At 64.5% G+C, this 23,095-nt stretch carries 15 protein-coding genes; 4 read left to right on the top strand and 11 right to left on the bottom strand.

Translation table 11 applies throughout. From position 1 onward, the window contains the following. Positions 1 to 25: 25 nt before the first annotated feature. The 3 genes from M2427_RS15885 to M2427_RS15895 form a co-directional block, all read right to left on the bottom strand. On the bottom strand, positions 26 to 1,150 hold the full coding sequence (locus M2427_RS15885) for a DUF2336 domain-containing protein (protein ID WP_280707334.1): 1,125 nt from the start codon (positions 1,148 to 1,150) through the stop codon (positions 26 to 28). Between the two features lie 313 nt (positions 1,151 to 1,463). After that, positions 1,464 to 5,093: an AsmA-like C-terminal region-containing protein gene (locus M2427_RS15890; protein WP_280707336.1), complete on the bottom strand. Its 3,630-nt coding sequence runs from the start codon at positions 5,091 to 5,093 to the stop codon at positions 1,464 to 1,466. Between the two features lie 284 nt (positions 5,094 to 5,377). Then, complete coding sequence (locus tag M2427_RS15895; protein ID WP_280707337.1) at positions 5,378 to 6,610, bottom strand: cytochrome P450; 1,233 nt, start codon at positions 6,608 to 6,610, stop codon at positions 5,378 to 5,380. Positions 6,611 to 6,741: 131 nt separating this feature from the next. Here M2427_RS15895 and M2427_RS15900 point away from each other — a divergent pair, with 131 nt between their 5' ends. Together M2427_RS15900 and M2427_RS15905 are read left to right on the top strand one after the other, a co-directional pair. Beyond that, positions 6,742 to 7,353 (top strand): TetR/AcrR family transcriptional regulator, encoded by a 612-nt coding sequence (locus M2427_RS15900; protein ID WP_280707338.1) that lies wholly within the window; start codon positions 6,742 to 6,744, stop codon positions 7,351 to 7,353. A gap of 227 nt (positions 7,354 to 7,580) precedes the next feature. Next, the gene (locus M2427_RS15905) at positions 7,581 to 8,816 is read left to right on the top strand and encodes a pyridoxal phosphate-dependent aminotransferase family protein (RefSeq protein ID WP_280707339.1); all 1,236 of its coding nucleotides are present in this window, start codon (positions 7,581 to 7,583) and stop codon (positions 8,814 to 8,816) included. Between the two features lie 230 nt (positions 8,817 to 9,046). On the opposite strand, the gene M2427_RS15910 is transcribed toward M2427_RS15905, so the two are convergent. Further along, positions 9,047 to 9,481 carry a VOC family protein gene (locus M2427_RS15910; protein WP_280707340.1) on the bottom strand — a complete coding sequence of 145 codons (435 nt, stop codon included), beginning with the start codon at positions 9,479 to 9,481 and terminating at the stop codon, positions 9,047 to 9,049. Positions 9,482 to 9,819: 338 nt separating this feature from the next. Here M2427_RS15910 and M2427_RS15915 point away from each other — a divergent pair, with 338 nt between their 5' ends. Then, positions 9,820 to 10,269 carry an ester cyclase gene (locus M2427_RS15915; protein ID WP_280707342.1) on the top strand — a complete coding sequence of 150 codons (450 nt, stop codon included), beginning with the start codon at positions 9,820 to 9,822 and terminating at the stop codon, positions 10,267 to 10,269. Positions 10,270 to 10,335: 66 nt separating this feature from the next. Here the strand turns inward: M2427_RS15915 and M2427_RS15920 are convergent, their stop codons facing one another. The 3 genes from M2427_RS15920 to M2427_RS15930 all read right to left on the bottom strand — a co-directional run bounded on the left by M2427_RS15920 (position 10,336) and on the right by M2427_RS15930 (position 16,898). Beyond that, the gene (locus M2427_RS15920; protein WP_280707343.1) at positions 10,336 to 12,921 is read right to left on the bottom strand and encodes an EAL domain-containing protein; all 2,586 of its coding nucleotides are present in this window, start codon (positions 12,919 to 12,921) and stop codon (positions 10,336 to 10,338) included. Positions 12,922 to 13,078: 157 nt separating this feature from the next. Then, the gene (locus M2427_RS15925) at positions 13,079 to 14,380 is read right to left on the bottom strand and encodes an MFS transporter (protein ID WP_280707344.1); all 1,302 of its coding nucleotides are present in this window, start codon (positions 14,378 to 14,380) and stop codon (positions 13,079 to 13,081) included. Positions 14,381 to 14,468: 88 nt separating this feature from the next. Further along, positions 14,469 to 16,898 carry an EAL domain-containing protein gene (locus tag M2427_RS15930; protein ID WP_280707345.1) on the bottom strand — a complete coding sequence of 810 codons (2,430 nt, stop codon included), beginning with the start codon at positions 16,896 to 16,898 and terminating at the stop codon, positions 14,469 to 14,471. Between the two features lie 286 nt (positions 16,899 to 17,184). On the opposite strand from M2427_RS15930, the gene M2427_RS15935 reads away from it, so the two are divergent. Continuing rightward, the gene (locus M2427_RS15935; RefSeq protein ID WP_280707346.1) at positions 17,185 to 18,351 is read left to right on the top strand and encodes an ABC transporter substrate-binding protein; all 1,167 of its coding nucleotides are present in this window, start codon (positions 17,185 to 17,187) and stop codon (positions 18,349 to 18,351) included. 6 nt (positions 18,352 to 18,357) lie between these two features. Here the strand turns inward: M2427_RS15935 and M2427_RS15940 are convergent, their stop codons facing one another. The 4 genes from M2427_RS15940 to M2427_RS15955 all read right to left on the bottom strand — a co-directional run bounded on the left by M2427_RS15940 (position 18,358) and on the right by M2427_RS15955 (position 23,021). After that, positions 18,358 to 19,335 (bottom strand): hydroxyacid dehydrogenase, encoded by a 978-nt coding sequence (locus M2427_RS15940; RefSeq protein ID WP_280707347.1) that lies wholly within the window; start codon positions 19,333 to 19,335, stop codon positions 18,358 to 18,360. A gap of 12 nt (positions 19,336 to 19,347) precedes the next feature. Next, complete coding sequence (locus tag M2427_RS15945) at positions 19,348 to 21,201, bottom strand: TRAP transporter large permease subunit (protein ID WP_280707348.1); 1,854 nt, start codon at positions 21,199 to 21,201, stop codon at positions 19,348 to 19,350. A 7-nt stretch (positions 21,202 to 21,208) separates the two neighbouring features. Further along, complete coding sequence (locus M2427_RS15950) at positions 21,209 to 22,240, bottom strand: TRAP transporter substrate-binding protein (protein ID WP_280707349.1); 1,032 nt, start codon at positions 22,238 to 22,240, stop codon at positions 21,209 to 21,211. A gap of 337 nt (positions 22,241 to 22,577) precedes the next feature. Beyond that, a complete protein-coding gene (locus M2427_RS15955; RefSeq protein ID WP_280707350.1) occupies positions 22,578 to 23,021 on the bottom strand; it encodes a DoxX family protein in 444 nt (147 codons plus the stop codon). Positions 23,022 to 23,095: the final 74 nt, after the last annotated feature.

Genomic DNA, 23,095 nt, shown 5'->3' on the forward strand with positions numbered 1-23,095 from the left:
GGCAAATACTCCCTCGATTTCCCGCTCAGTGAACCTGGAGCTCGGGCTGACGACCCGATGCGGGATCGGCGCCGGCGCTGTTCTTGCGCGACTGGTAGAATTTCAGAATGCTGCGTGAAGTCTCGATCTTGAGCCGGCCGAAATCGCGCTCGTTGTCATGGAGCTCCCGCGCCGTGATCAAATGATCCTTGGCACCGAGGAACAGCAGCGACATCGTCGTGTCCCAGGAGAAGTCGAGCGCCTTGCACAGCACCAGGATCATCTCGCGGTTGCGGTCCATCAGCGCACGCTCGATCACATCGACCGGCAGCGAGGACAATAGCGACAGGCCGATCTGGACTTCGTCGAAACGATGCTGGCGCGCATAGTTCGAGATCGAGACCTGGTTGAGATTGCCCTGCCGGTACTGCGTCGTGACCACGCGCTTGGCGACGAAATAGGTGCGTGAGGAGGGGCCGAACTTGGACTGCAGATCGCCGGTGACCTCGGTGACCGAGCTCTGGATCTGCGACATCATCTCGGGGCGCTCGGTCTCGAGCCGGCGGCGGACGTCTTCCGAGGCCTTGGAGATGAGCTGCTGGAAGATGTGGCGCGGCACGTCCTTGCGCAGGCCAAGCTGCTCGGCGAGGATCGAGTCGCCCTCGGCGCGCCGGACCATGTGGAGCAGGCCCGAGCCGGAGAAGCGCGCGCCCTCGTTCCTGGCGACCGAGGTGACAACCTCCTGGTTACCACGCTTGACGAGAACATCCGTCACGGCTTCGCCGATCGCCTCACGCTGGGAGATCGCGAGCAGATGCGCCTGGCCCTTGGTCATGGCGCTCTCGACCAGCACCTTCTCGCCGATGCGATTGGAGTCGCGCAGCACGGGGCCGGCGACCTCGATCTTGTCGTCGAGCGCGAGCTTCTCGATGACATTGAGGGGAGCGTGATCGCAACCCGCCATCAATTCGGACAGTTGCGCCCGCGCTTCGACCTCGATCTCATCGGCAAGCCGGCCGATGACCTCGCCGAACGTGCTGATGTCGTCGTCGACATAGCGGCCCGTGATCAGAAGGTCCGTCGCATGCCACAACGCTTTCACCCGGCTTTCGTCGGTGCCGCGCGCGATCGCGTCGTCCAGATCCTGCAGAAGCGTATTCGCCCCGTTCATCTCGATCACCCCAGTTCTTGGACAGCCATCCTGCTGATGCGGGCAGGACTCCGAATTCCTCTGGGGCCCAAGCTAGGGAACAAACGCGAGAATCCAGTAAAACCGTCACATCAGTTTTGCCGATGAAAATTCATTCAAATGCGAGCGAATGTGGTTACCGTTGGGTAAGGTGTGCGTTTCCCCAGTCGTCATGGCCGGGCATAGCCGTCTGAAGGACGGCGTCGCTTCCGCTCGCCTATGTCCCGGCCATCCACGCCTCGCAGCACGAAGAACGTGGATGCCCGGGACAAGCCCGGGCATGACGGAAAGGCCCTTACGGATTCGACGGCGTCAGGACCAGCGGCGGCTTCGGCCGGGGCTTTGCGGGCGGCGGGCCCGGGGCGGGCCGCACGTCGATCGGCGGCGGCAGCGGCGCGACCTGCTGGCTTGCCAGCGGGGGATTTGGCGCGGCCGGCACGGCGAGCGGCGGCTTCGGCGTCGGTACGGCCTTCGGTTCTAGCTTGGCTTTCGGCGGGGGGCGGCGCGGATCGCGGCCGGGCATCGGCACGTCGGTCAGCGCCGGTGAGGGCTCGGACTCCGGGGAGACCAGCGTCGGCAGCGCGGCGGTCGCCGGCGGCGGCTCGCCACGCTCGATGGCATCGAGACGGCGCGTCTCGCGATCGATCGTGCGCACCGCAAGCCATGACGACAGCGGCGTCAGATCGACGGTGCGGCTGAGCCTGTCGGGGGGACCGGCCGCAAACAGCTGGATCTCCGGCGGCGCGCCCGAGAGGCCGGTCATGATCGGCGTCAGGCTGGCGCGGATGTCGGCCTGGTCGGCGGGAATGTCGTAACCGCCCGAGACGATGGCGCGCGCGTTCCTGGCCTCAAGCGGCGTCGCGCCGACGCGCAGGCGGCCGTCGCGGATCGTGAATGCGATCTGCGCTGACGCGACCGCAATCGGAGCCGATGACAAGGCGGGCTCGACGAGCTGGCGCAAACGGTTATCGTCCGAGACCTGCCCGCCGTCGCTGGCGCGGATGGCGATCTCGAAGGCGCGCGGATTGAGACCGCTGATCTCGGCGGAGTCGAGCGTCACCGTGCCATTGCCGGCGAGCGCGCCAGTCAGGGCCGAAACGCTGCGGCCCTGGCTCGTCAGCGTCATCTGCACCGAGGCGCGCCCCTTCGGCAGCGCGAGATCACGGTAGCGCAGCGATGCCGCGTCGACATTGGTCAGATCGAGACGCGCATTCAGCGCCAGGCCATTGGCACCGTTGCGTGCATCGAGGCTCGCCGTCATCTCGCCGCCACCGACGCCGCCCTTGAGCGCATCGAGCGCGAGCGACTGGCCGTCACCCCTGAGCGTGCCGCTGAACGGACGCAGCTCGATGCCGCCGGGCAGGCTGCCGCGGAGCGCCTGGAATGCGATGCGGCCGCGCCAGCCGGTGACGAGGCCTGCGCTCAGCGGCTCGCCGCTGTCGCGCCCGGCGGCGCCGATGGCAAGCGCCAGGGCAGGCGCCAGATCGAGCGCGTCCAAGCCGATTTCGCCTTCGACACTCTTCTCCTGGTCGAGCGTCATGGCGAGATGGCCGCGCAGATGCGAGCCGGATGCGGTGCTGTCGAGATCGTCGAAGGTCAGGCGATTGCCTGACAGCGTAAGACGGGAGGACAGGCTCACCGTCTGAGCCGATTTGTCGGCCGGGCTGGTCCCGAACAGCGGTGCGAGGTTGGCGTTGCGTACGTGCAGATTCACACTGCCCTTCGGCTCCGAAAATTCGAGGCTGCCTTGCGCATCCGCATCCAGGCCGCCACCGCTGAGCTTTGCGTTCAACTGCATCGGCTTGCGCCACGCGCCGCTCAACCGGCCTTCGAAGCGGGATGCGCCCTCACCTGCGGCAACCGCGCGATCAAGGCCGAAGACAGAAAGCAAGGTGCTGCCGCGCTGGGACGACATCCGCGCATCGACGGTGAACTCGTTGCGCGAGAGAGCATTGAAGTCGAGCCCGCGAAGATCGGACAAGGGAGGCTCAGCTGTTGCCTGAAGATGCCCTGTCGCTTGTGGCGTTGCGAAGTCGAGCTGGGCCAGGGCCGTACGGCGGCCACTATCCCCCTTCTTGTCGGCGGCGAGATCGAGCACCAGACTCGCGGTGGACGATCCCGACGCGGAATCGATCGCCAGAAGACGCTGCGACCATGCGGGCGACAGCGTTTCGACGATGGAGGCCATCGGCCGCAGCGAGGCGGCTGTCATGTCCAGCACGAACCGTCCCTGCGAATTGACCCGATCGAGATTTCCGCCGCCATCGACGGACACGCCACCTGTCTGACTGAACTTCAGACGATCGAGAGCGATGCTCTTCGGATCGTAGGCGAGTCCGGCCGAAAACCCTTGCAGCTCCTGTCCGGCCGAGATCGCCCGCCCGACATCGAGCGAGAGTTTTATCTCCTCCGGCCATTCCCCTTGTGGCCCAGCGAGCGCGCGGACGAAACTCGCGGCGGCATCGAGGTCCAGACGGTCGGCCTTGAGGTCGGCATCAATCCGCGAGCCCTTGGCTGCGCCTGTTTGAACGAAGGCGATGCGGCCTTCGACCGCGCCGCCCTCGATGTCGGCCTTCAGCTTGTCGATGGCGAGATGGTTGGCCGCGATCGTCACGTCGCCGGAAAGGCGCAGCGGTCGCGTGCTGCGCCTGATGACCTCGTTGCGTCCCTGCAGCCAGGCCACCAGCGTATCGGGATCGGAGGACTCGACGCTGAGGCGGCCGCTGAAACTGTCGGCACCGGGTGTGGCGCCGTTGAGCGAGACCTGCGTCGTGCCGGGCGCGCGCAGCTCGAGCCGCTGGAAGGTCCAGGACCGGCCGTCGGTCTGCAATTCGGTCGTGATGTTCTGGAGCGGACGGCCGCCCAGCATGATCTGGTCGGAGTTGAACTCGATCTGCGCCGGGATCGGCGCCTGCGGGATCGCGGCAAGGCCTGCGCGCAAGGCGGGCAGGACGCGCAGCGGCTCGGCATCGTCCCGGCCGGCGAGCCTGTCGGCATCGACCTGGCGCGCCGACAGCACCGCGCGCAGCAGCGGCGAGGTGCCAAACCTGAGGTCGCCGACGCCGCCAACCTTGAGCGCCGTGTCTTCGGGGCCGAAGCTCGCGTCAATCTGGTCGAGTCTGGCGCCGGCCGGATCGGCCTTGAGTTTTGCCGTGAGCTTCCAGGGCGTCGGCCCCGCCTCGCCCGGCTTCTTCGGTGGCGGCACCGCCAGCGTCAGCGCGCCATCGAATTTCGGCAGGCGGTTGTCGAAGGCGAGTATGCCTTCGAGATCGGCCAGGATGGCCCGCTCGCCGGGATCGACATTGAGGTGCAGGCGGGTGGCGCTGCCGTCGGGGCTGGGACCGGACGAGACGCGGAACGGATAGCGCACCCCATGGGCGGTGAAATGGCCGTCGCCCCGTACCGAGCCCGCAAGCGAGCGCACGTCGCCGGAGAAGACGATGTCGTTGAGCTCGAGTGTCGAGCGACTGGCGGCATCGTGAAGGGCTATGCGGCCGGTGAGGTTCAGCCGCTCGATGGCAAGCGAAGCGAGGTTGAAGGTGCCGCTTGCGGTCGACGGCAGATCCACCTTGCCCTTGGCGTCGAGACCAAGATCGACGGCCATGCCGCCGACCGAAAGCTCGGTGGCGCGCCATTCGCCCCGCATCAGCGAGCTCAGGCTGAACTCGACGTCGAGCTTGTCGGCGCGCAGCCGCCCGAGATCGTTGTTGCCGCCAAAGGTGACCGAACGCAGCCGCAGGGTCGGGGCCGGCAAAAGCCGCGCATCGAGCTCGCCCGCGACGCGCACCGGCACGCCAATGATCCTGACAGCCTCTGCCTCGAACTGGGGCCGGAACTGGTTCCAGTCGATGAAGTAAGGCCCGATCAGCGCGGCCAGCAGCGCCAAGATAAAGGCAATCGCCAATCCGAGCAGCGTCGTCTGCACGGGTCTCCCCTCGGCCAAGCCGGCACCCGGGTCAAACCCAAGCCTTCAAACCCAAGCCCACAACCAAGCTTCAGGCGCGCCGGAACAGCCCCTTATATAAGGGGAAGTGTGGCGAAGTCACAGCGACTGTTGCGCACGGAGGTTAATGCGGGTGGGAGACCCTCATGGTGAGGAGGCGCGTTAGCGCCGTCTCGAACCATGCAGGCCCAGCTCTCGCCCGTGGCCATCCTTCGAGACGCCCGCCTTCGGCGCTCAGGATGAGGAAAAGTTCTCGCGGGGCAAGACTATCGCCAGCTCGCCGGAAGCTGCTTCAGGCCCCGCAGCACGAAGGTCGGCCGCCATTCCGGGTTCTCGACGTCGTCGATGCGTAAGTCCGGCAGCCGCCGCAGCAGCGTGGCGATGGCGACCTCGGCCTCGATGCGCGCCAGTTGGGCGCCCAGGCAGAAATGGATGCCGCCGCCGAACGACAGCGGCCGAACGTTCGGCCTGGTGATATCGAGCCTGTCGGGGTGATCGGGGTAAACCGCCGGGTCGTGATTGGCCGAGCCGAGCAGGCACAGCACGGTCTCGCCCTTGGGGATTCTCTTGCCGCCGAGATCGTCGAACTCCTCCAGCGCGACCCGTCCGGTCATCTGCACGGACGAATCGTAGCGCAAGAACTCCTCGATCGCATTGACCATCAGGTCCGGCCGCGCCTTCAGAAGCGCGAGCTGCTCCGGGTTGCGGTGAAGCGCGAGCAAGCCGTTGCCGATCAGGTTGACCGTGGTCTCGTGGCCGGCGCCGAACAGCAGGATAATGTTGGCGGTCAGCTCCTCATTGGTGAGCTGGTTGCCGTCCTCCTCGGCCTGCACCAGCTGGGTGATGAGGTCGTCGCCGGGATTCTTGCGGCGCAGCTCGAACAGTTGCTGGAAATACATCTGCCCCATCATGTTGGCGGCATTGCCCTTCGCGATCTCTTCCGGCGTCATCGGCACCGGATCGAGCAGCCGGCCGCCCTCGCCCGAGCTCTTGTAGAAGAGCTCGCGATGGTCCTCCGGGATGCCGAGCATGTCGCAGATGATGGTGACGGGCAGGCGGAAGGCGAAATCCTCGATCAGGTCCATATGGCCGCGATCAATCACGGCATCGATGGTCTGGTCGACGATCTCCTGGATGCGCGGCCGCATGTCCTCGACGCGGCGGGCGGTGAACGCCTTCACGACGAGGCCGCGCAGGCGGGTGTGATCGGGCGGATCGGACTGCAGCATCCAGTGGCTCATGCTGCGGAACACCGGCTCGTTCATGATCTCGGGGCTATAGCGCCGCTTGGAGCGCTCAACGAAATCCTTGCCGAAGCGCTTGTCGCGCATCACGAGGCTGACATCGGCGTGACGGCTGGCGACGAACTGGCCGAACGGCGTCACATGAATCGGATCGATCGTGCGCAGCCGTTCGTAATGCGGGTAGGGATTGCGGATGAAGTCCGGCGCCAGCGGATTGAACAGCGGTCCGCCTGCGGGTTGCACTTGCTCGTTCATGGTGACCTCACATCGGTTGCCGCATGACACGATACGCAAGGCAGCCCCCAAAGCCCGGCGTAACCATCCCCTGTATTTTATCAACTCGATACATTGTTGTATCGAGTTGCATTCTGCCCTAAACTGGCCCGATGTCAAGAGTGAGGACCAGGCCGACCAGGGACGACACGCGGGAGGCGCTGTTCGAGGCTGCCGCACGCGTGTTCGAGCAGGACGGCATTGGCGGCGCCAGCATCGAGGCGATCGCGGCGGAGGCGGGCTTCACCCGCGGCGCGTTCTATTCGAATTTCAGGAGCAAGGACGAGTTGATCTTCGCCATGCTCGAGGACCATGTCGAGCAATCGATCCGGCGCAACATGGAGATCCTGGCGCAGCACAAAAACCTCGACGATTTCATCGCCGCGTTGAAGGCGATGGATCGCACGCGGCAGGACCCGCTCGGCCGCTCCCCGCTCCTGCACATGGAGATGATCCTGTTCGTCGCGCGCGCCGAGAAGCGCCGGCCGGAGCTTGCCAAGCGGCTTCGCGCGCGGCGCAAGCTGATCGCCGACATCGTCGAGGCGACGTTGAAGGACAAAGCCAGGGGCGACACGCTGAACCCGCCCTGGATGGCCTCGGTCGTGCTGGCGCTGGAAGACGGCTTCCGCCTGCACCGGCTGATCGATCCCGAGACGACGCCGGCCGACAGTTTTTGGCGCGCGATTACGGATTTGCGGCGCAGGACGGGGCTGGCGTCGGAGTGATGTTAACACGATTTCGGGCGCATTTGCGCGCGATCGGGAACTCCATTAACATTCAGCAATGTTTTGTCGAGGACCGTCGAATCACTGCGGAGGCCTGGATACCAAGATTCGGAAGTTGGCTGCCTCGGAATCGTACCTTCCCCGATGTCCAGTGCCGTATCTCTATCGTTATGACCTCTATCATTATTCAAAAGGCAGCATGGGCTTGCCGCAGTACAGGAGTTGGCTTGCAAGAATTTGTTGAAATGGCCGAATGGCTGGTGCACCAGAACATGCATGACGGCGATCCCGTCGAGTCCTTGCCGAACCCGGTTTTCCGCTCTCATGGCAAGACATACGTATCCTTCAGCACCAACAACTACCTCTCGCTCGCGACCAGCACGCGTTTGATCGAAGCAGCCAGGCGAGGTTTGGAAGCCTACGGTGTCGGCAACTGCGAGTCGCGCCTGCTCGGCGGGAACCTGGCACTCTATAGCGAGCTCGAGAGCAAGCTCGCGGCCTGCAAGAACAAAGATGCCGCGGTGCTGTTCGCAACGGGATACATGGCGAACCTCGGAGTTTTGTCTTCTCTTCCGCAAACTTCCAAATTCGCGCGCGTTTGTGGATTTACCAGCGCGCGAGAATATACCTACGCTTATTTCAGCGATGAATTCAATCATGTCAGCATCCGCGAAGGTATCCGCATGTCTGGAGCCGCGCGGGCGACATATCGACATCTCGACCTCGATCACCTTGAATCGCTTCTCAAGAAATCGACCGCCTCGACCAAAATCATCGTCACCGATGGAGTCTTCAGTCAGGACGGCGACATCGCGCCCTTGCCCGATTTGCTGCAGCTCGCCGAGCGTTACGACACCACCTTGTACGTCGACGATGCTCACGGGACCGGCATTCTTGGCGAGCACGGCGGCGGAATAGCCGAACATTTCGGCATCGCAAGCGAACGCATGATCTACATGGGCACGCTGAGCAAGGCCTATGGCGGGATCGGCGGTTTCATTGCAACGGAAACCCATATCGCGCAAATCATTCGCCTGGCCTGCTCGGCTTATGGATTCACGTCGACGCTGCCGCCGGACCAGGCGGCTGCACTCAGCGAAGCGGTGGACATGGTCAGGGACGAACCCGAGCGTCGTGCGCGCCTGTGGGAAAATCAGGCTTACTTCGTCACGAGGATGTCCGAGCTGCCCTATCGGTTGGCTTCAACGGAGTCGCCGATCGTCCCAATTCTGATCGGGGATGAAGATGCCGCCGACGCGCTCGCGAGGTCACTTGGCGAAGCCGGAATCCACGTCGATGCCGTTCGCTTCCCGGCGGTGCCGCTTCGCAAAGCGCGCCTCCGTATTCAACTCAATGCCGGACATACCCGCACGGACATCGATCTGCTCGTCGACACGTTACGGGCGCACCAGCATCATGCGGACGTGACCGGTATTTCAACGAGAAACTTGGCGGAAGCTTAGGGAACCGAAGGCGAGCGCGGAGCTCTCGTCGCGGCGTGCGCGCCCTACGCAAGTTAGCAGCGCGCCTGTCGTAGATTTGGGCGGTCGAAGCGCAACGCTTCCGACCAGTCCCCGGCTCGGCGCTCACGGGATCGAAGCGGACATCAACCTGCCGACAACCCCGTTGAATCAGTCGAAAGTGACCCATGGCGGACTAGCCACCTGACGCGGCTCTCTTTCGAAAGGCGCGGTTACCTCTTCCCCAAATCCTCTGCGAACCGCAGGAGGTAACCATCGGGGTCTTGGACCAAGAATTGCCTGTTGCCGCGCTCCTCTCCTGCGATCCGATACCATGCGTCGTGACATTCTCTGAAGAGAGCCCATTTGTGCTGCTTCAGCGCATCGAGAAGAGGGGCAACAGAGTCGACGAAGATCTGGAAATTAATCCCGCGCCCCAACGGCCGCTCCAGAGGCCCGGTTTCCCAGTTGCCATTTCTCTGATTCAGCATGACCTGTGCCCCTTGTAGCTCGATGTACATGAAGAGATTCTCAGGCCTTTGATAGGCAATCTGGAAGCCGAGTATATCGCACCAAAAACTCTTGCTGCGTTCCAGGTCGAATACGTCAAACTCGGGTACAAGCCGAGCAAAGCCGCCACTCGGCAATCTATCCACCGTTGTTCCCATGGCTCGGCAGTCCTCCACGCTCTTTGTTCAGCGAACCGCGGCAAGGTGCGATGCCGCTCTCGTGAGCGGGCTGTTTATCATGGATCCTTTGCGACTGCTTATGGCCCATCGCGACATATTGCGCTGCCGCACGAACTCAGTCGCTATAGAGGCAAAGTGGACATTGCGTTCGTCGCACCGCCGTGGGCCCGCCGGCAGATGCGCGTCCGAACCTTCGTCCACACACCAACGCTCTGATACGAGGAACGAGCGTCGTCGGGAATCGGGTGGGAGGGCAGCGCTGTGATGGTCATAGCTTCTCATGGTGGGCAGTAAAGCACACAATGGGAGAAGTGATCGTGACGATTGAAGACGACAACAAGGCCATCGTTGGCCAGTGGTTCACGAAATTCTGGGGCGAGACCTGCGACCTCGGAATTGTCGATGAGCTCGCAGCGCCAGACATGCTGCTGCAATATTCGCTGCACCAGCCGCGGCGCGGGCGCGACGATATCAAGGCGTTCATGACGGACTTTCGGAAAGCGTTCCCCGATCTCAACTTCTGGGGCGCTGCCGATCTCATCGCCGAAGGCGACTATGTCGTCGGCCGATGGGAAGGCGGAGGCACGCATACCGGGCCGGCGTTCGGCGACTTCCTGGCGGGATCGCTGCCGGCCAACACCGGCCGCAAAATGAAGTTCACCGGCACGACCGTGTTGAAGCTCAAGGACGGAAAGATCCTCGAGGAGATCGGTCTTGATGACGGGGTTACTGCCTTGCAGCAGCTCGGCCTCATCCGCGCGGCCTGAATTGCACGCCCTAAACGAAGACACCGGCGATCTCGCGATCGTCGGTGTGATCCTGGAATCCGCACGCTAGGCCGACCGCCTCACCGCGCCCTCACCCGCCGGCTTGACATCCAACCGGCGCAGCATCGCCCTCGCCTGCTCGGCGCAATGCTCGATCAGCCAGCGCTCGAAGGCAACAGGCGCGAGCGCGGGGGCGTAGAGGAATCCCTGCACGACGTCGCAGCCGAGCTCGGCCAGCATCTTGCGCTGGCCTTCGGTCTCGACGCCTTCGGCGACGACGGTCAGCCTAAGACCCTGGCCGACGCGGATCACGGCGGTGGCGATCGCAACTGCGCCGGCATCCTTCTCGATGTCGCGCATGAAACTGCGGTCGATCTTGAGCTCGCGGATCGGCAGATGCGCGAGCCTGGAGAGGCTCGAATAGCCGGTGCCGAAATCATCCACGGACAGGCCGATGCCGAGCGCACGGATCGCATGCATCGTCTCCAGCGCGGCGGCGCCGTCCTGCATGAAGGTGCCTTCGGTGATCTCCAGCATCAGGGCATCCGGCGGCAGTTCGTATTCGGCGAGGATGCCCGCGAGCCGCGCGGCCAGCGCAACGTTGCGGAAATTGATCGGCGACAAATTCACCGAGACCGAGGGGATGTTGAGCCCGGCGCGGCGCCAGGCCGCCATCTGCCGGCAGGCCTCGCGTACCGACCACAGGCCGATCTGCTCGATCAGGCCGCATTCTTCAGCGAGCGGAATGAACCTTGCCGGCGAGACGTCGCCCAGCGTCGCATCGTGCCAGCGCGCCAGCGCCTCGACGCCGTGGATGGCGCCGTCACCGCTGCGGATCTGCGGCTGGTAGCTGAGGCTCAGCGCATTGTCGGCGATGGCGCGGCGCAGCGCTGCGATCATCGCCAGCCGCTGCTCGGTGAGACCGTTCATCTCGGCGCTGTACATGCGATGGGTCGAACGGCCCGCCTGCTTGGCCATGTACATGGCGGCATCGGCCTGCTGCATCAGCGTATCAATGTCGGTGGCATGGTCGGGATAAAGGCTGATGCCGATGCTGGCCGACATCGGCATCAGCTTCGATCCGAGCCGCAAGGGCGCGGCCAGCGCCTCGGTGACGCGGGCAGCGACCTGCTCGGCACCCGCGGCGGTGCGGTGCGGAAGCAGGATGACGAACTCGTCGCCGCCGAGCCGGCCCAGCATGTCCTCAGGCCCCATCTGCTCGCGCAGGCGCTGCGCCAGTTGCACCAGGAGTTCGTCGCCCGCGGCATGACCGAGCGTGTCGTTGACGTCCTTGAAATGGTCGACGTCGAGAAATGCCAGTGCGACGTGGCTGCCGGCCGCACAGGCGTTGATCGCCGTCGTGATCAGGTGTCGCAGTTGCGCACGGTTGGGCAGCCCGGTGAGGATGTCGTGATAGGCAAGCCGCGCGATCTCGGCACGCGCCTCCTTGCGTTCGATGGCGAAGGCGCCGAGGTCGACGCAGGCATCGACGATGCGCCGGTGCCAATTGCTCGGCGCGCGGGGCTCGCGATAGTAGAATGCGAACGTCGCAATGACCCGGCCGTCCTTGGCCTTGACCGGGGTCGACCAGCAGGCACGCAAGCCGGTCGCCAGCGGCATGGCCTTGTAGGGCTGCCAGCGCGGATCGGTATCGAGATCCTCGGCCAGCACCGGCTCGCCGTAGAAGGCGGCGGTGCCGCAGGAGCCGACATTGGGGCCGATCGCGATGCCCTCCAGCGCGCGGGAATAGGCCTCGGGCAAGCTCGGACCGCCGAGCGGGTGAATCAAGCCTGCAGCATCGACATGCAGCAGCGAGCAGACGACGTCGGGCGCGATCTCCTCGACGCGGCGGCAGAGCCGGTCGGCAATCTCGGTGATCGGCACCTCGTCGGCGAGCGCGCTCATGATGAGCTGCTGCAGCGAGCGCAACTGCCTGCTCTCGGTGATGTCCTCGACCAGCGCGAAGATGTGCTTGAGCCGGCCCTTGTTGTCGCGGAAGGCGTCGAGCCGCGCACAGATCCAGATCTCCTCGCCGCTTTTGTCGTAAGCGAGTGTCTCGACCTCGCCGCGGCGTCCGCCGGCCATGAGCCGCTTGACGAGCTTCGCGATCGCCCTGCGGTTGGTATGGCAACCAGCGATGAGCTCTGCCGCAGGTCGTCCCTCGGCTTCCTCGCTGGTATAGCCGAACAGCGCCGTGAAGGCCGAATTGACGTAGCGGATGTTCTGCTCGACGTCGGTGATGATCACCGCGCGATTGGTCTGGTCCGAGACGGCGTTGAGCAGCCCGATCCTGACGCGACGCTCGGCGTCGGCGGTGACGTCGCGCGCGAACACGATGCGATGGGTGGTGCCGTCGATGGTCGTCGACGACAACACGATCGCGGCCTTGATCCGGCTGCCGTCACGCCTGACGAGGCTGATCTCGTCGCGAAAGTCCGCGACCGGATCGGCCTGAAGGCATTTGAGCGTGAGAATGCCGGCATCACCGCCGAGCACGTCAGCGCGCGCGAGTTTCCAGATCCGCTCCGCGCCGGCGTTGAAATAGGTGATGCGGTGCGCATCGTCGACAATGACGATGCCGTCGTCGGCGCATTCGAGCGCGGCGCGCAGCACGTCGGGCATTTCGGTGACCGGGAAGTCGGAAGCAGACATCATCGCGCTCGGCAGCATCAGGAAAATGCGGCAATCCGCCCGAAGCTAACGCGTCGATGGTGTCCAAGACCTTTTTGCAACCGGCCTGCGTTTGGCCAAGCCGCGACATGCTTAACATTCCGCGAAAGACGCAGAGGTAATGTGGTGCGTGAGGAACTTACTCAGTTCCGGTTCCGGACTGGAGCCTGTGCAGCCGGCCCGCTACAGCCCGCACCTTGCCGGGCGAGGCCTGCCAGACCGACAGCGCCGACAAACCACTGACGATCATCGCGATGGCAAAGGCAAGCGTGTAGTCGCCGGCGCGATCGTAGAGCAAACCGGTCAGCCACGGGCCGGCCGCGCCGCCCGCCAGCGCCGCGAGCATGATCATTCCGAAGATGCTGCCCTGGTGCCGGCCTTGAAAAATCTCGAACACCACCGCGCCCATGATCGAGGTGAGGCCGTAACCAAGCGCGCCCTGCGTGAACACCATCAGCCAGACCAGCCAGATCGAAGGCTGGTATTTCAGCCCGATCAGCGCCGCGAAACAGATCGCAAAGCCGGCGCAGCTGATCGCCCAGACCCATTCCCGGCCGATCCGGTCGGAGATGTGGCCGAGGAAAATCTGGCCGGGGATGCCGAGCAGGCTGACGGCGCCGAGCGCCCAGACTGCAACGCTCGGGCTGAAGCCGATCTCGAGCAGGAACTTGGTCTGATGCACCTGCACCGCGTACCAGATGTACAGGCCGGAGAAATAGCCGAGCGCGATCCACCAGAAGCGCGCGGTCCCGACCGCTCGCCGCAGCGTCCAGTCGGTGGCGACCCAGTCGTGATCGACGATGTTGGAGACCGGCTTGGCCGTGCCCGCGGCCGGCGCAGCATCGCCATCCGGCTGCAGGCCGATGTCTTCGGGGCGCTTGTGCAGCAGCAGATTGATCGGCGCCAGCACGACCAGGATCATCAGTCCCATCGCGGTGCAGGCGGTGCGCCAGCCGGTCTGCTCGATCATGTGCTGCACCCATGGCAGCAGCGTCATCGAACCGATGCCGACGCCGGCAAAGGCGATGCCGATGGCAAAGCCACGCTTGCGGATGAACCAGTTCGGCAGAAACAGCGACTGGCCGGAATAGCCGAGACACACGGAACCGGCGCCGACCATGACACCGATCGTGAGATAGAGGTGCCAGGGCTGGCTGGTGAGCGGCGCGAGCAGCAACCCGCCGGCCATCAGAGCGACGCCGAGCTCCATCACCGCGCGCGGCCCCGCGCGATCCATCAGCCGGCCGATCAGCGGACTGGCCACGCCTGATGCAACGAAGCCGAAGGAGAACGCGCCCGCGGTGACGCCGCGCTCCCAGCCAAATTCGGAGAGGATCGGCGGAAAGAACAGCGAGAAGGAGGTGCGCGCGTTGACGCCGATGGCCATGGTGACGAACGTCACCGCGACCACGACCCAGCCGTAGAAGAACCGAAGCCGCATTTTTTTTGTTTCATCCCTGGACGATCCTTCGGACCATCTGGGGACGCCGGGGTCAAGCGATTTTCGCGAATGCCTTTTGGACGGCCGCTCAGGCGGCGTCGCGCCGCGAACGCTCATTCGGGCCGTCGAGCTCGATCTGGTCGATCGGCAGCGGGCGGCCGAACAGATAGCCTTGCGCAAAATTGATGCCGAGCGCCTTCAGCCGCTCGAACTCCTCTGACGTCTCGACGCCTTCGGCGGTGACCGACATGTCGAGCCCGCGCGCCAGCGTCACGATCGAGGAGATGATGGCGGACGAGCGCGGCTGGTGCGTGAGGTTGCGGACGAAGGATTTGTCGATCTTGATCTTGTCGAACGGAAACGCGGTGAGGTAGCTGAGCGAGGAATAGCCGGTGCCGAAATCGTCGAGCGCGAGCTCGATGCCGATGCTCTTCAGCCGTTCCATGAAGGCGTGATTCTCGGTGCCGCGCTCCAGCAGGACGGATTCGGTGATCTCGATCTCGAGCCGTTGCGACGACAGGCCGGAATCCCGCAAGGCCGCGCTGATGACGTCGAACAGATCGGCTTCCTTGAACTGGATCGGCGACAGATTCACCGCGACCATCAGATCGGACGGCCACGTCGCCGCATCCGCGCAGGCGCGACGCAGCACGAACTCTCCGAGCGGCACGATCAGCCCGGATTCCTCGGCGAGCGCGATGAACTGATCCGGCGGGATCAGCCCGCGCGCCGGATGCCGCCAGCGCACCAGCGCCTCGAAGCCGCGCCGCGCGCCGGTGCTGGCATCCATGAACGGCTGGTAGTGAACTTCCAGCTGGCAGCGCGCGATGGCGTCGCGCAGATCGCCTTCCAGCGTGTTGCGCGCCTCGAGCTCGGCCGACATCGCCTCGTCGTAGATGGTGAAGCAGTTGCGGCCGGCCGATTTCGAGCGGTAGAGCGCAAGGTCGGCCTTCTTCAGCAGCTGCTCCTGGTCGCGGCCGTGATCGGGCGCGATCGCGATACCGATGCTGGTGCCGATCTCGACGCGATGTCCGGGCAGCAGGAACGGCTCGGTCACGAGCTTGGCGATGCGGCCCGCAAGCTCCGTCGAGCAAGCACGCTGATCCTCGCAGCCTTCCTGGATGATGGCGAATTCGTCGCCGCCGAGCCGCGCCAGCACGTCGGTGGCACGCACGGCGGATTTCAGCCGCTGGGCAACCAGCCGCAGCAGCGCATCGCCCGCGCCATGACCGAGGGAATCATTGACGTTCTTGAAGCGATCGAGATCGAGCATCAGGATCGAGAAGGTCCAGCCGCCGCCGTTCTCCAACTGGTTGTTGAGCTCGTCGAGCCTGGCAAGGAAGAAAGCGCGGTTCGGCAATCCGGTGAGGACGTCGGTCTGGGCCAGCTCGAGCACGCGCCGGTTGGCCAACGACAGCCGCCGTGAATTGCGGCTTGCGAGCATCAGATAGGTCGACAGCGACAGCGTCAGCAGCATGCCGACAACCAGCACCGCGCCCGCACGGTCGTAGCTCGTCTCGAGCGGGCCGCCGACCGTTGGCATGGCGCGCACCTGCCAATCGGTGTCGCCGATCCTGAGATGGCCCGCCCAGTGCCGTCCTTGCGCGACGTCACGCATCGACTGGGGCGCCGTGGGCGCCGATGCGAAGTCCGGCATCGACTGTTCGAGACTGACGATGCTTGCCGTGTAGGGCGGATAGATGTTGATGCTGACCGCGGGGTTCGCCCCGGTCGTCGCGCGAATGGCCTGCATCAACATCGGCAGGTCGAACACGCCGACCACGAAGCCCGCGAGATTGCGGCGGCGGTCCACGACCGTGTCGCGCGAAGTGCCCTTGGCATAGACGGGCACTGAGACGATCACATCGGGCTGGCGGCCTGTCTCACGATCTGCGTAGAGGCGGGCGCGAATGGCGACGATCCGGTCATTGTCGCGCGCGCGTTCGAGGGTAACACGACGTTCCGGAACACTGCTATGGTCCATGCCATAGACTTGCGAAGTCTTCGGCTGGGTCGAGTAGAAGACGGGAAAGTATTCGTCGCTCTCGGGAGCGAGCGCGAATTTGTCGCCCTGAAGCGACTTGATATGATAGCTGGAGATGCCGTCGGCGATCGCGGCGGCTTCGTATTCGGCCCGCTCCTTGCGGTTGACGCGTGGCAGCCAGGCGACGCGCAACATGCCCGGGTGACGCTCGAACAGGCGTGCGCTGAAAGTCTCGAACTCGCTGCGGGTAATTTCGTCGTTGGCCGATTCGAACAGGGTCCGCAGCGCAACGAGCCGGCTGATATATTCGCTCATGCCGTTCTGCATGACGATGGATTCGGTGTCGGCCGCGTTCTCGAACTCGAGCTTGTTGACGCGATCTTCCCATCGCGCCACTGCGGCAGCACCCGCCAGCGAGAACAGCAGCCCGAGGCCGGCCGCCACGAACGCAGGACGACAGAGCCCGATCAACGGCGCAAGACGCCGCCCGGTCGCGCGTTTCCGATCCTGATCATTCTGATCGCGATCGCCCATCCTGAAGCCGCTATCCCCTCTACGCGGCAGCCTGAACTTCTGGTTGAGCCGCCGGGATCGCTATCGGACAAGGGCGCAGTTAAGAACTGCACAATTTCGAAACCCAGCTTTCCCGCATTGCTCGGGGTAGTTAACGAAATGGGAGCATGAAGGTGCACACCGGACCGGAACTGCCTGATTTACCCGGAGTACTACGGGGGCCGCATAGCACCTCTGGTTAGTCCGCGATTCAGCCAGCCGGGTTACATTGCGCAGGTCTTTCCCCTGTGCCCGGCACTATTGTTCCATGACCCGACATCGATTGGCGACGCGTCTCGTCCTGACCACGGTCTTGTTGGCCACGATTGCAGTCGCGGCCAGGGCCGACGAGGTCGGCGTGAGCAGCGACGCAATCCTGTTCGGCCAGGCGGCTGCGCTCGAAGGTCCGTCTTCGGCACTCGGGCAGCGGCTGCGGCACGGCATCGCCGCAGCGTTCGCTGAAATCAACGCCAGGGGCGGCATCCACGGCCGCAAGCTGCAATTGATCAGCCGCGACGACGGCTACGATCCCGACCGGTCGGTTGCGCAGACATTGCGTTTGATCGACGACGACAAGGTGTTCGCGTTGATCGGCGCGGTGGGCACGCCGACCGCGATGGCGACGATCCCGGTGACGAGCGCGCGTGGCATCCCCTTCATCGCTCCGTTCAGCGGCGCGGAGTTCCTGCGCGACCTCGAACTGGCCAACGTCGTGAACATCCGCGCAAGCTACGGCGCGGAGACCGAAACCCTGATCGAGCATCTGACCGAGGATCGCCATTTCACCCGGATCGGCATCTTCTATCAGGACGATTCCTTCGGGCGCGACGGTCTTGCGGGCGTGAAGAGCGCGCTTGCCAGACGCGGCCTCGAGCTCGCCGTTGAGGGCACCTTCGAGCGCAACACGCGCGCGGTGGGCGCGGCCTGGCGCACGATCAAGCGTGCGGAGCCCGAGGCGATTGTCATGGTCGGCACCTATGGTCCGAGCGCCGAGTTCATCAAGCTCGCGCACCGCAGCGGCGCCTATCCGACCTTCGCCAACATCTCCTTCGTCGGTGCCACGGCGCTCGCCAATGAGCTGGGGCCCGAAGGCGCAGGCGTCGTCGTCGCACAGGTCGTGCCATTTCCCTGGGATCGCTCGATCAAACTCGTCGCCGACTATCAGGCGGCGCAAAAGGCGATCGATCCCACGCTGACACCGGATTTCGTCTCGCTGGAAGGCTATGTCTCCGGACGGCTGGCGGCGGCCGCACTCGAAAAGCTCGGACCGAACCCGACACGGGCGGCCCTGCTGCGCACCATCAACGACGTCGGACGCTTCGACATCAGCGGCAGCATCATCACCGTCGGCCTTCGCGCCATCGAGACGCCGCCGAAGGTGTTCCTCACCGTGATCCAGAAAGACGGAACGTTCAAGGCAGTCGACCGGCTGTAGGGCGATTCAAGGCCGACGCGTCCAGCGGTCGGCATTGACGGCGCCCTGCGGCGCTTCGCCCTTGATGATGGCCTCGACCTGCCGCACGGTTTCCAGCGACTGATACTCGATCGCCTGCGGCGTCAGCCCGCCGACATGTGGCGTCGCGACGACGTTGGGAAGTTTTGCCAATTCCGGCGTCGGCATCTGATCCGGCGCGCGGCCGACATCCATCGCGGCACCGGCGATGCGGTTCTCCAGCAGGGCTTTGGCGAGCGCAGCCTCGTCGACGAGATTGCCGCGCGACAGATTGATGAAGACGGCATGCCTCTGCATGCGCGCCAGTGCCGCCTCCCCGATCAATTTCTCAGTCTGCTCGTTGGCAATGGCGAGGCAGACAACGTAATCCGATTCGGCCAAGAGCTCGTCGAGCACGACCTGCCTGATCGCGCCGTCGCTGACATTGGCGAAGGGATCGGCGACCAACACCTCCATGCGCAGCACTTTTGCGACCTCGGCAAGATAACGCCCGATGCTGCCATAACCGATGATCCCGACCTTGCTGCCGGCAAGCTGCCGGCCCATTCGCGCCTCCGGCTTGCGGCCGGCGTGGTAGTCCGCCGTCGCGCGCGAGACGCCGCGGGAGAGATCGACCATGAAGCCGATCGCGAGCTCGGCAACGGCCTGCACGAAGCCGGGACCGGCGCGGGTCACCAGCACGCCGGCTTGCGAGGCGGCGTCGACGTCGACATTGCGGATATCGACGGCGCAGCGGACGAAGGCCCGCAAGCGCGGCAATTGCGCAAAGATCTCGCCGCGGCCTTCGGTCATGCGATCGGCGACGATGATGTCGGCATCCCTGGCCGCATTCACGAGGCCTGCCGCATCGAGCGCCTGGTCGCCTTCGTGCAGGGTTACGTCGGCGATGGCGCGCAGGCCGTTCAGGCTGCGATCGCCGTAGTAATTGCGACGCATCTCCGGCGTGTGGGCCAGCAGGACTTTCACGGCAATACTCCTTCAGTAGCCGAACGCGCGCGGCAAGGCGGTGCTCAGCCATGGCACGAAGGCGATGACGAGCAAACAGAGGAACAACAGGCCGAGATAGCCCAGGATCGGCTTCACCGTCTGCTCGATCGGCACATTGCCGATCAGACAGGCGCCGTAGAGGCCAAGCCCGAGCGGTGGGGCGAACAGGCCGACGCCCATCGCGATGACAAGCACGACGCCGAAATGCAGGGAATCGATGCCGAGCTGCACCGCGACCGGCAGCAGCAGCGGCCCGAAGATGATGAGCGCGGCCGCGCCTTCGAGCACCGAACCCATCACGATCAGCACGGCGATGGCGAGCAGGATGAACAGCCACGTCCCGCTCGTTTTGGACAGCCCCAGCATGACGTCAGCGACCGCATGCGGCACCTGCTGCAAGGTCAGCGTGAACGCCAGCGATTGGGCGGCCGCGACGATGAACAGCACCAGCCCGGCACGCGTCGCCGCCTGCACGAAACTATGCGCGGCCGATCTGAAGCCGAGCTCGCGGAACACCACGCTGCCGACGACAAGGGCATAGGCCACGGCGAAGGCAGAGATTTCCGTGGCCGTGGCAAAGCCGCTCTTGAAGCCGAAGAAGATCATGAAGATCAGGCCGAACGAAGCGATCGCGCCGCTCCACAAGCCGGAGACCGGCGCCTGCGGCTCGACGTCCTCCGTGTCCGCTGGCGGCTTGCCGAAAATGATGGAGAAGGCGATCAGGACCGCCGCCATCAACGCCGCCGGCAGCAGGCCTGCCATGAACAGGCCGCCGATCGAGAGGTTTGCAACGAAGCCGAGAATGATCAGGTTGATGCAGGGCGGAATGGTCTCCGCCATCACCGCGGATGCGGCGAGCAGCGCGACCGCACTGCCCGGATTCTGCTTCGAGCGGCGCGCCGCCGGAATCAGCACGGAGCCGACGGCCGCGACATCGGCCATCTTCGAGCCCGAGATGCCGGAGAACAGCACCATCGAGGCCACCATCACGACGTTCAGCCCGCCGCGCATGCGCCCGACCGCACGCTGCAGCAGCTCGATCAGCCGCACCGACATGCCATTGGCTTCCATGAGGTAGCCGACGAGGATGAAGAACGGAATCGCGAGCAGCACGAAATTGTCGATGCCGCGCGCCATCTGCTGAGCAAAGATGACCCCGGGCAGCGCGCCCTCGACCCAGATGAAGATCAAAGCCGCCAATGCCAGCGCAAAACCGATCGGCAAGCCGCCGAACAGCGTGGCGAAGAAGCCGATCAGCATCAGCATGCCAGCCGACGGCACCGACGACGGCGACAGATAATCCCAGGCGAGATAGAGGCCGGTCACGACGGCGACTGCAACGAGGCCCCTGACGATGTCGGGCAGCGGCCGCGCACAGAGATGATCGACCGCGAACACCGTCATGAACAGCGCGCCGACGCCCATCGGGTAGAACGTCAATTCCAGCGGCAGGCCGGACCCGGTGGTCTGCCCCGCCGTCAAGGATCCCAGCTTGATCGCGTTGTAGGCGACGTAAGCAGAGATCAGCACGATGAGCACGCTACTTGCGGCATCGACCAGGGTGCGGAGCCGAAGCGGCAGCAGATCGCGGAAAAAGGAGACGCCGACATTCTCGCCGCGCGCCAGCGCACTGGCCGCGCCGAAGAAGGCCGAGCCCACCATCAATCCGCGCGCGACGTCGTCAGACCATTCGACCGGCGCGTTGAAGAAGAAGCGTAACAGCACCGACCCGCACACGACCGCAAGATCGGCTGCCAGCAGGATGGCCGCGATCGCGTCGCTCACGCGAAGCAGAACAGCGATGCTCCCGTGGCGAGCGCCAGAGAGCGGCACGGCTTCGGTCATCGCCATCTCAGGCTTGCGTCGAACGGATGATGTCGATGACGGCCTTGGATTCCGGTCGCGCCTTGATGAAGTTCTCGTGCTGCGGGGCGACGCGCTTCTTGAACGCCTCGCGGTCGCATTCGGCCACCGTCACGCCCTTATCGGTCAGGGCCGCGAGCGCTTCCTTCTCGACCGCAAGCCCATGGGCGCGCGTGTCGATCGCAGCCTTCTTCGCGGCATCGAGAAAACCCTCGCGCAGCTTCGGATCCATGCGATTGAAGGTCATGTCGCTGAAATAGACCGCCAGCGGCGAGAAATTGTGCTGCGTCAGCGCGTAGAACTTCGCGGTTTCGAAGAACTTGCTGGCAAGGATGGTCGGCGGATCGTGCTCGAGGCCATCGAGCACGCCGGCCTGCAGCGCCGTGTAGATTTCGCCGAACGCCAGCGGCGTCGCGGCGGCGCCCATCAGCCGCAGGCATTCCGTGATCACGGGATTGGGCAGGGTGCGAATCTTGAGCCCGGCGAGATCTTCCGGCGTCTTCACGGGCTTCTTCGCCAATACGCTGCGCGAGCCGAAATTATAGGCCCAGGCGATGATGCGGATGTTGCTGCCCTTGAGCAGCGCGTCCTCGATCGGCTTGGCGGCGCCGGCGTCGAACGCCTTGGTCTGCTGCGGGAAGCTCGAGAACAGGAAGCCGAGGTCGTAGGTGCCGACCAGCGGCACCAGATTGGCCGAGATCGACGAGCCCGAGATCATGAGGTCGATGACGCCGAGCTTCACCGAATTGATGACGTCGATTTCCTGACCGAGCTGGTTGTCCGGGAAGAAAGCGACCTCAACCTGCTCGCCGAGACCATTGGCCTTAATCTGCTTGACGAGATTGTCGTAGTAGACGCGACCGTTGGCGAATTTGGGATCGTTGGGCAGCGAAGAGGAGCATTTCAGCTTCAGCGTCGCAGCTTCAGCGCGGCCGATGACGGCGGGAGAGAGAAGGAGGCCGGCGGTCACTGCCGTCGACGACTTGATGAACGTGCGACGGCTGACGGGCACGATGGTCATGGTGTCTCTCCCCAATATTTTTTGTTGGCGGCCGCGGTCGTTGCCACGGCCTGTTGCGCGGACTGTATGGCCAAAGCGACGGCACAGGCAAGGCGTGCGGCCGGGGGCGATGCGGGCGCGCAAGCGGCAGGCGCGCCGGCGGAGATTGCGGCGCAACGCCTATGTTTGCCGATGTTTTTCGATCATGCCGCATCGCGCTGAAACGACGGGCCATGCAAGATTGACGCAGATCGATCCAATTCAGGTATGGATCCATGCCGAACGCAGATCGATGGGTCCGCAGCAAAAAGCTGCGGGACCGGGGTCCCGCAGCTTTCGCATTTCAACGATAATCAGATCAGCGCGACGGTGCGACGCTCAATTGCCCGTTTGCCGCCTCGACATCACGCGAGGGCCGCAGTGCGAAGGCGCCGTCGCCGAGCAGAGCCTGCGCGACGAGCGCGATCGCCCAGAACGCGGGAAATTCCCAGCCACCCTTCGGGTTGGTGAAGAAGAAGCCGGCCGCAGCATGCACGGTGAAGATCGCGCCGAGCAGGACCGGAATGCCGGCCAGCGCCGCATAGCGGGTCCAGACGCCGAGGATCAGGGCAATGCCGCTGAGAACCTCCAGGGTCATCACGAGGTAGGCGAGCTCAGGCGGGAAGCCGAGGCTGCCAAAGAACTTTGCGGTCCCGGCGGGGGTAAAAACGAACAGTTTCAGGCTGGCATGGGCCAGGAACAGCGCGCCGAGGGTCACGCGCAGGACCAGCGCGGCATAGGGAGCGGTACGGGAATCGATCATGAGAGGTCTCCTTTGTTGGGCAACCTATGATCTATTCTCACGAGAATGATAATCGGCTATTATGGAAAAATACT

The organism is Bradyrhizobium sp. BR13661, from assembly GCF_029892425.1.
Taxonomy (GTDB): domain Bacteria; phylum Pseudomonadota; class Alphaproteobacteria; order Rhizobiales; family Xanthobacteraceae; genus Bradyrhizobium.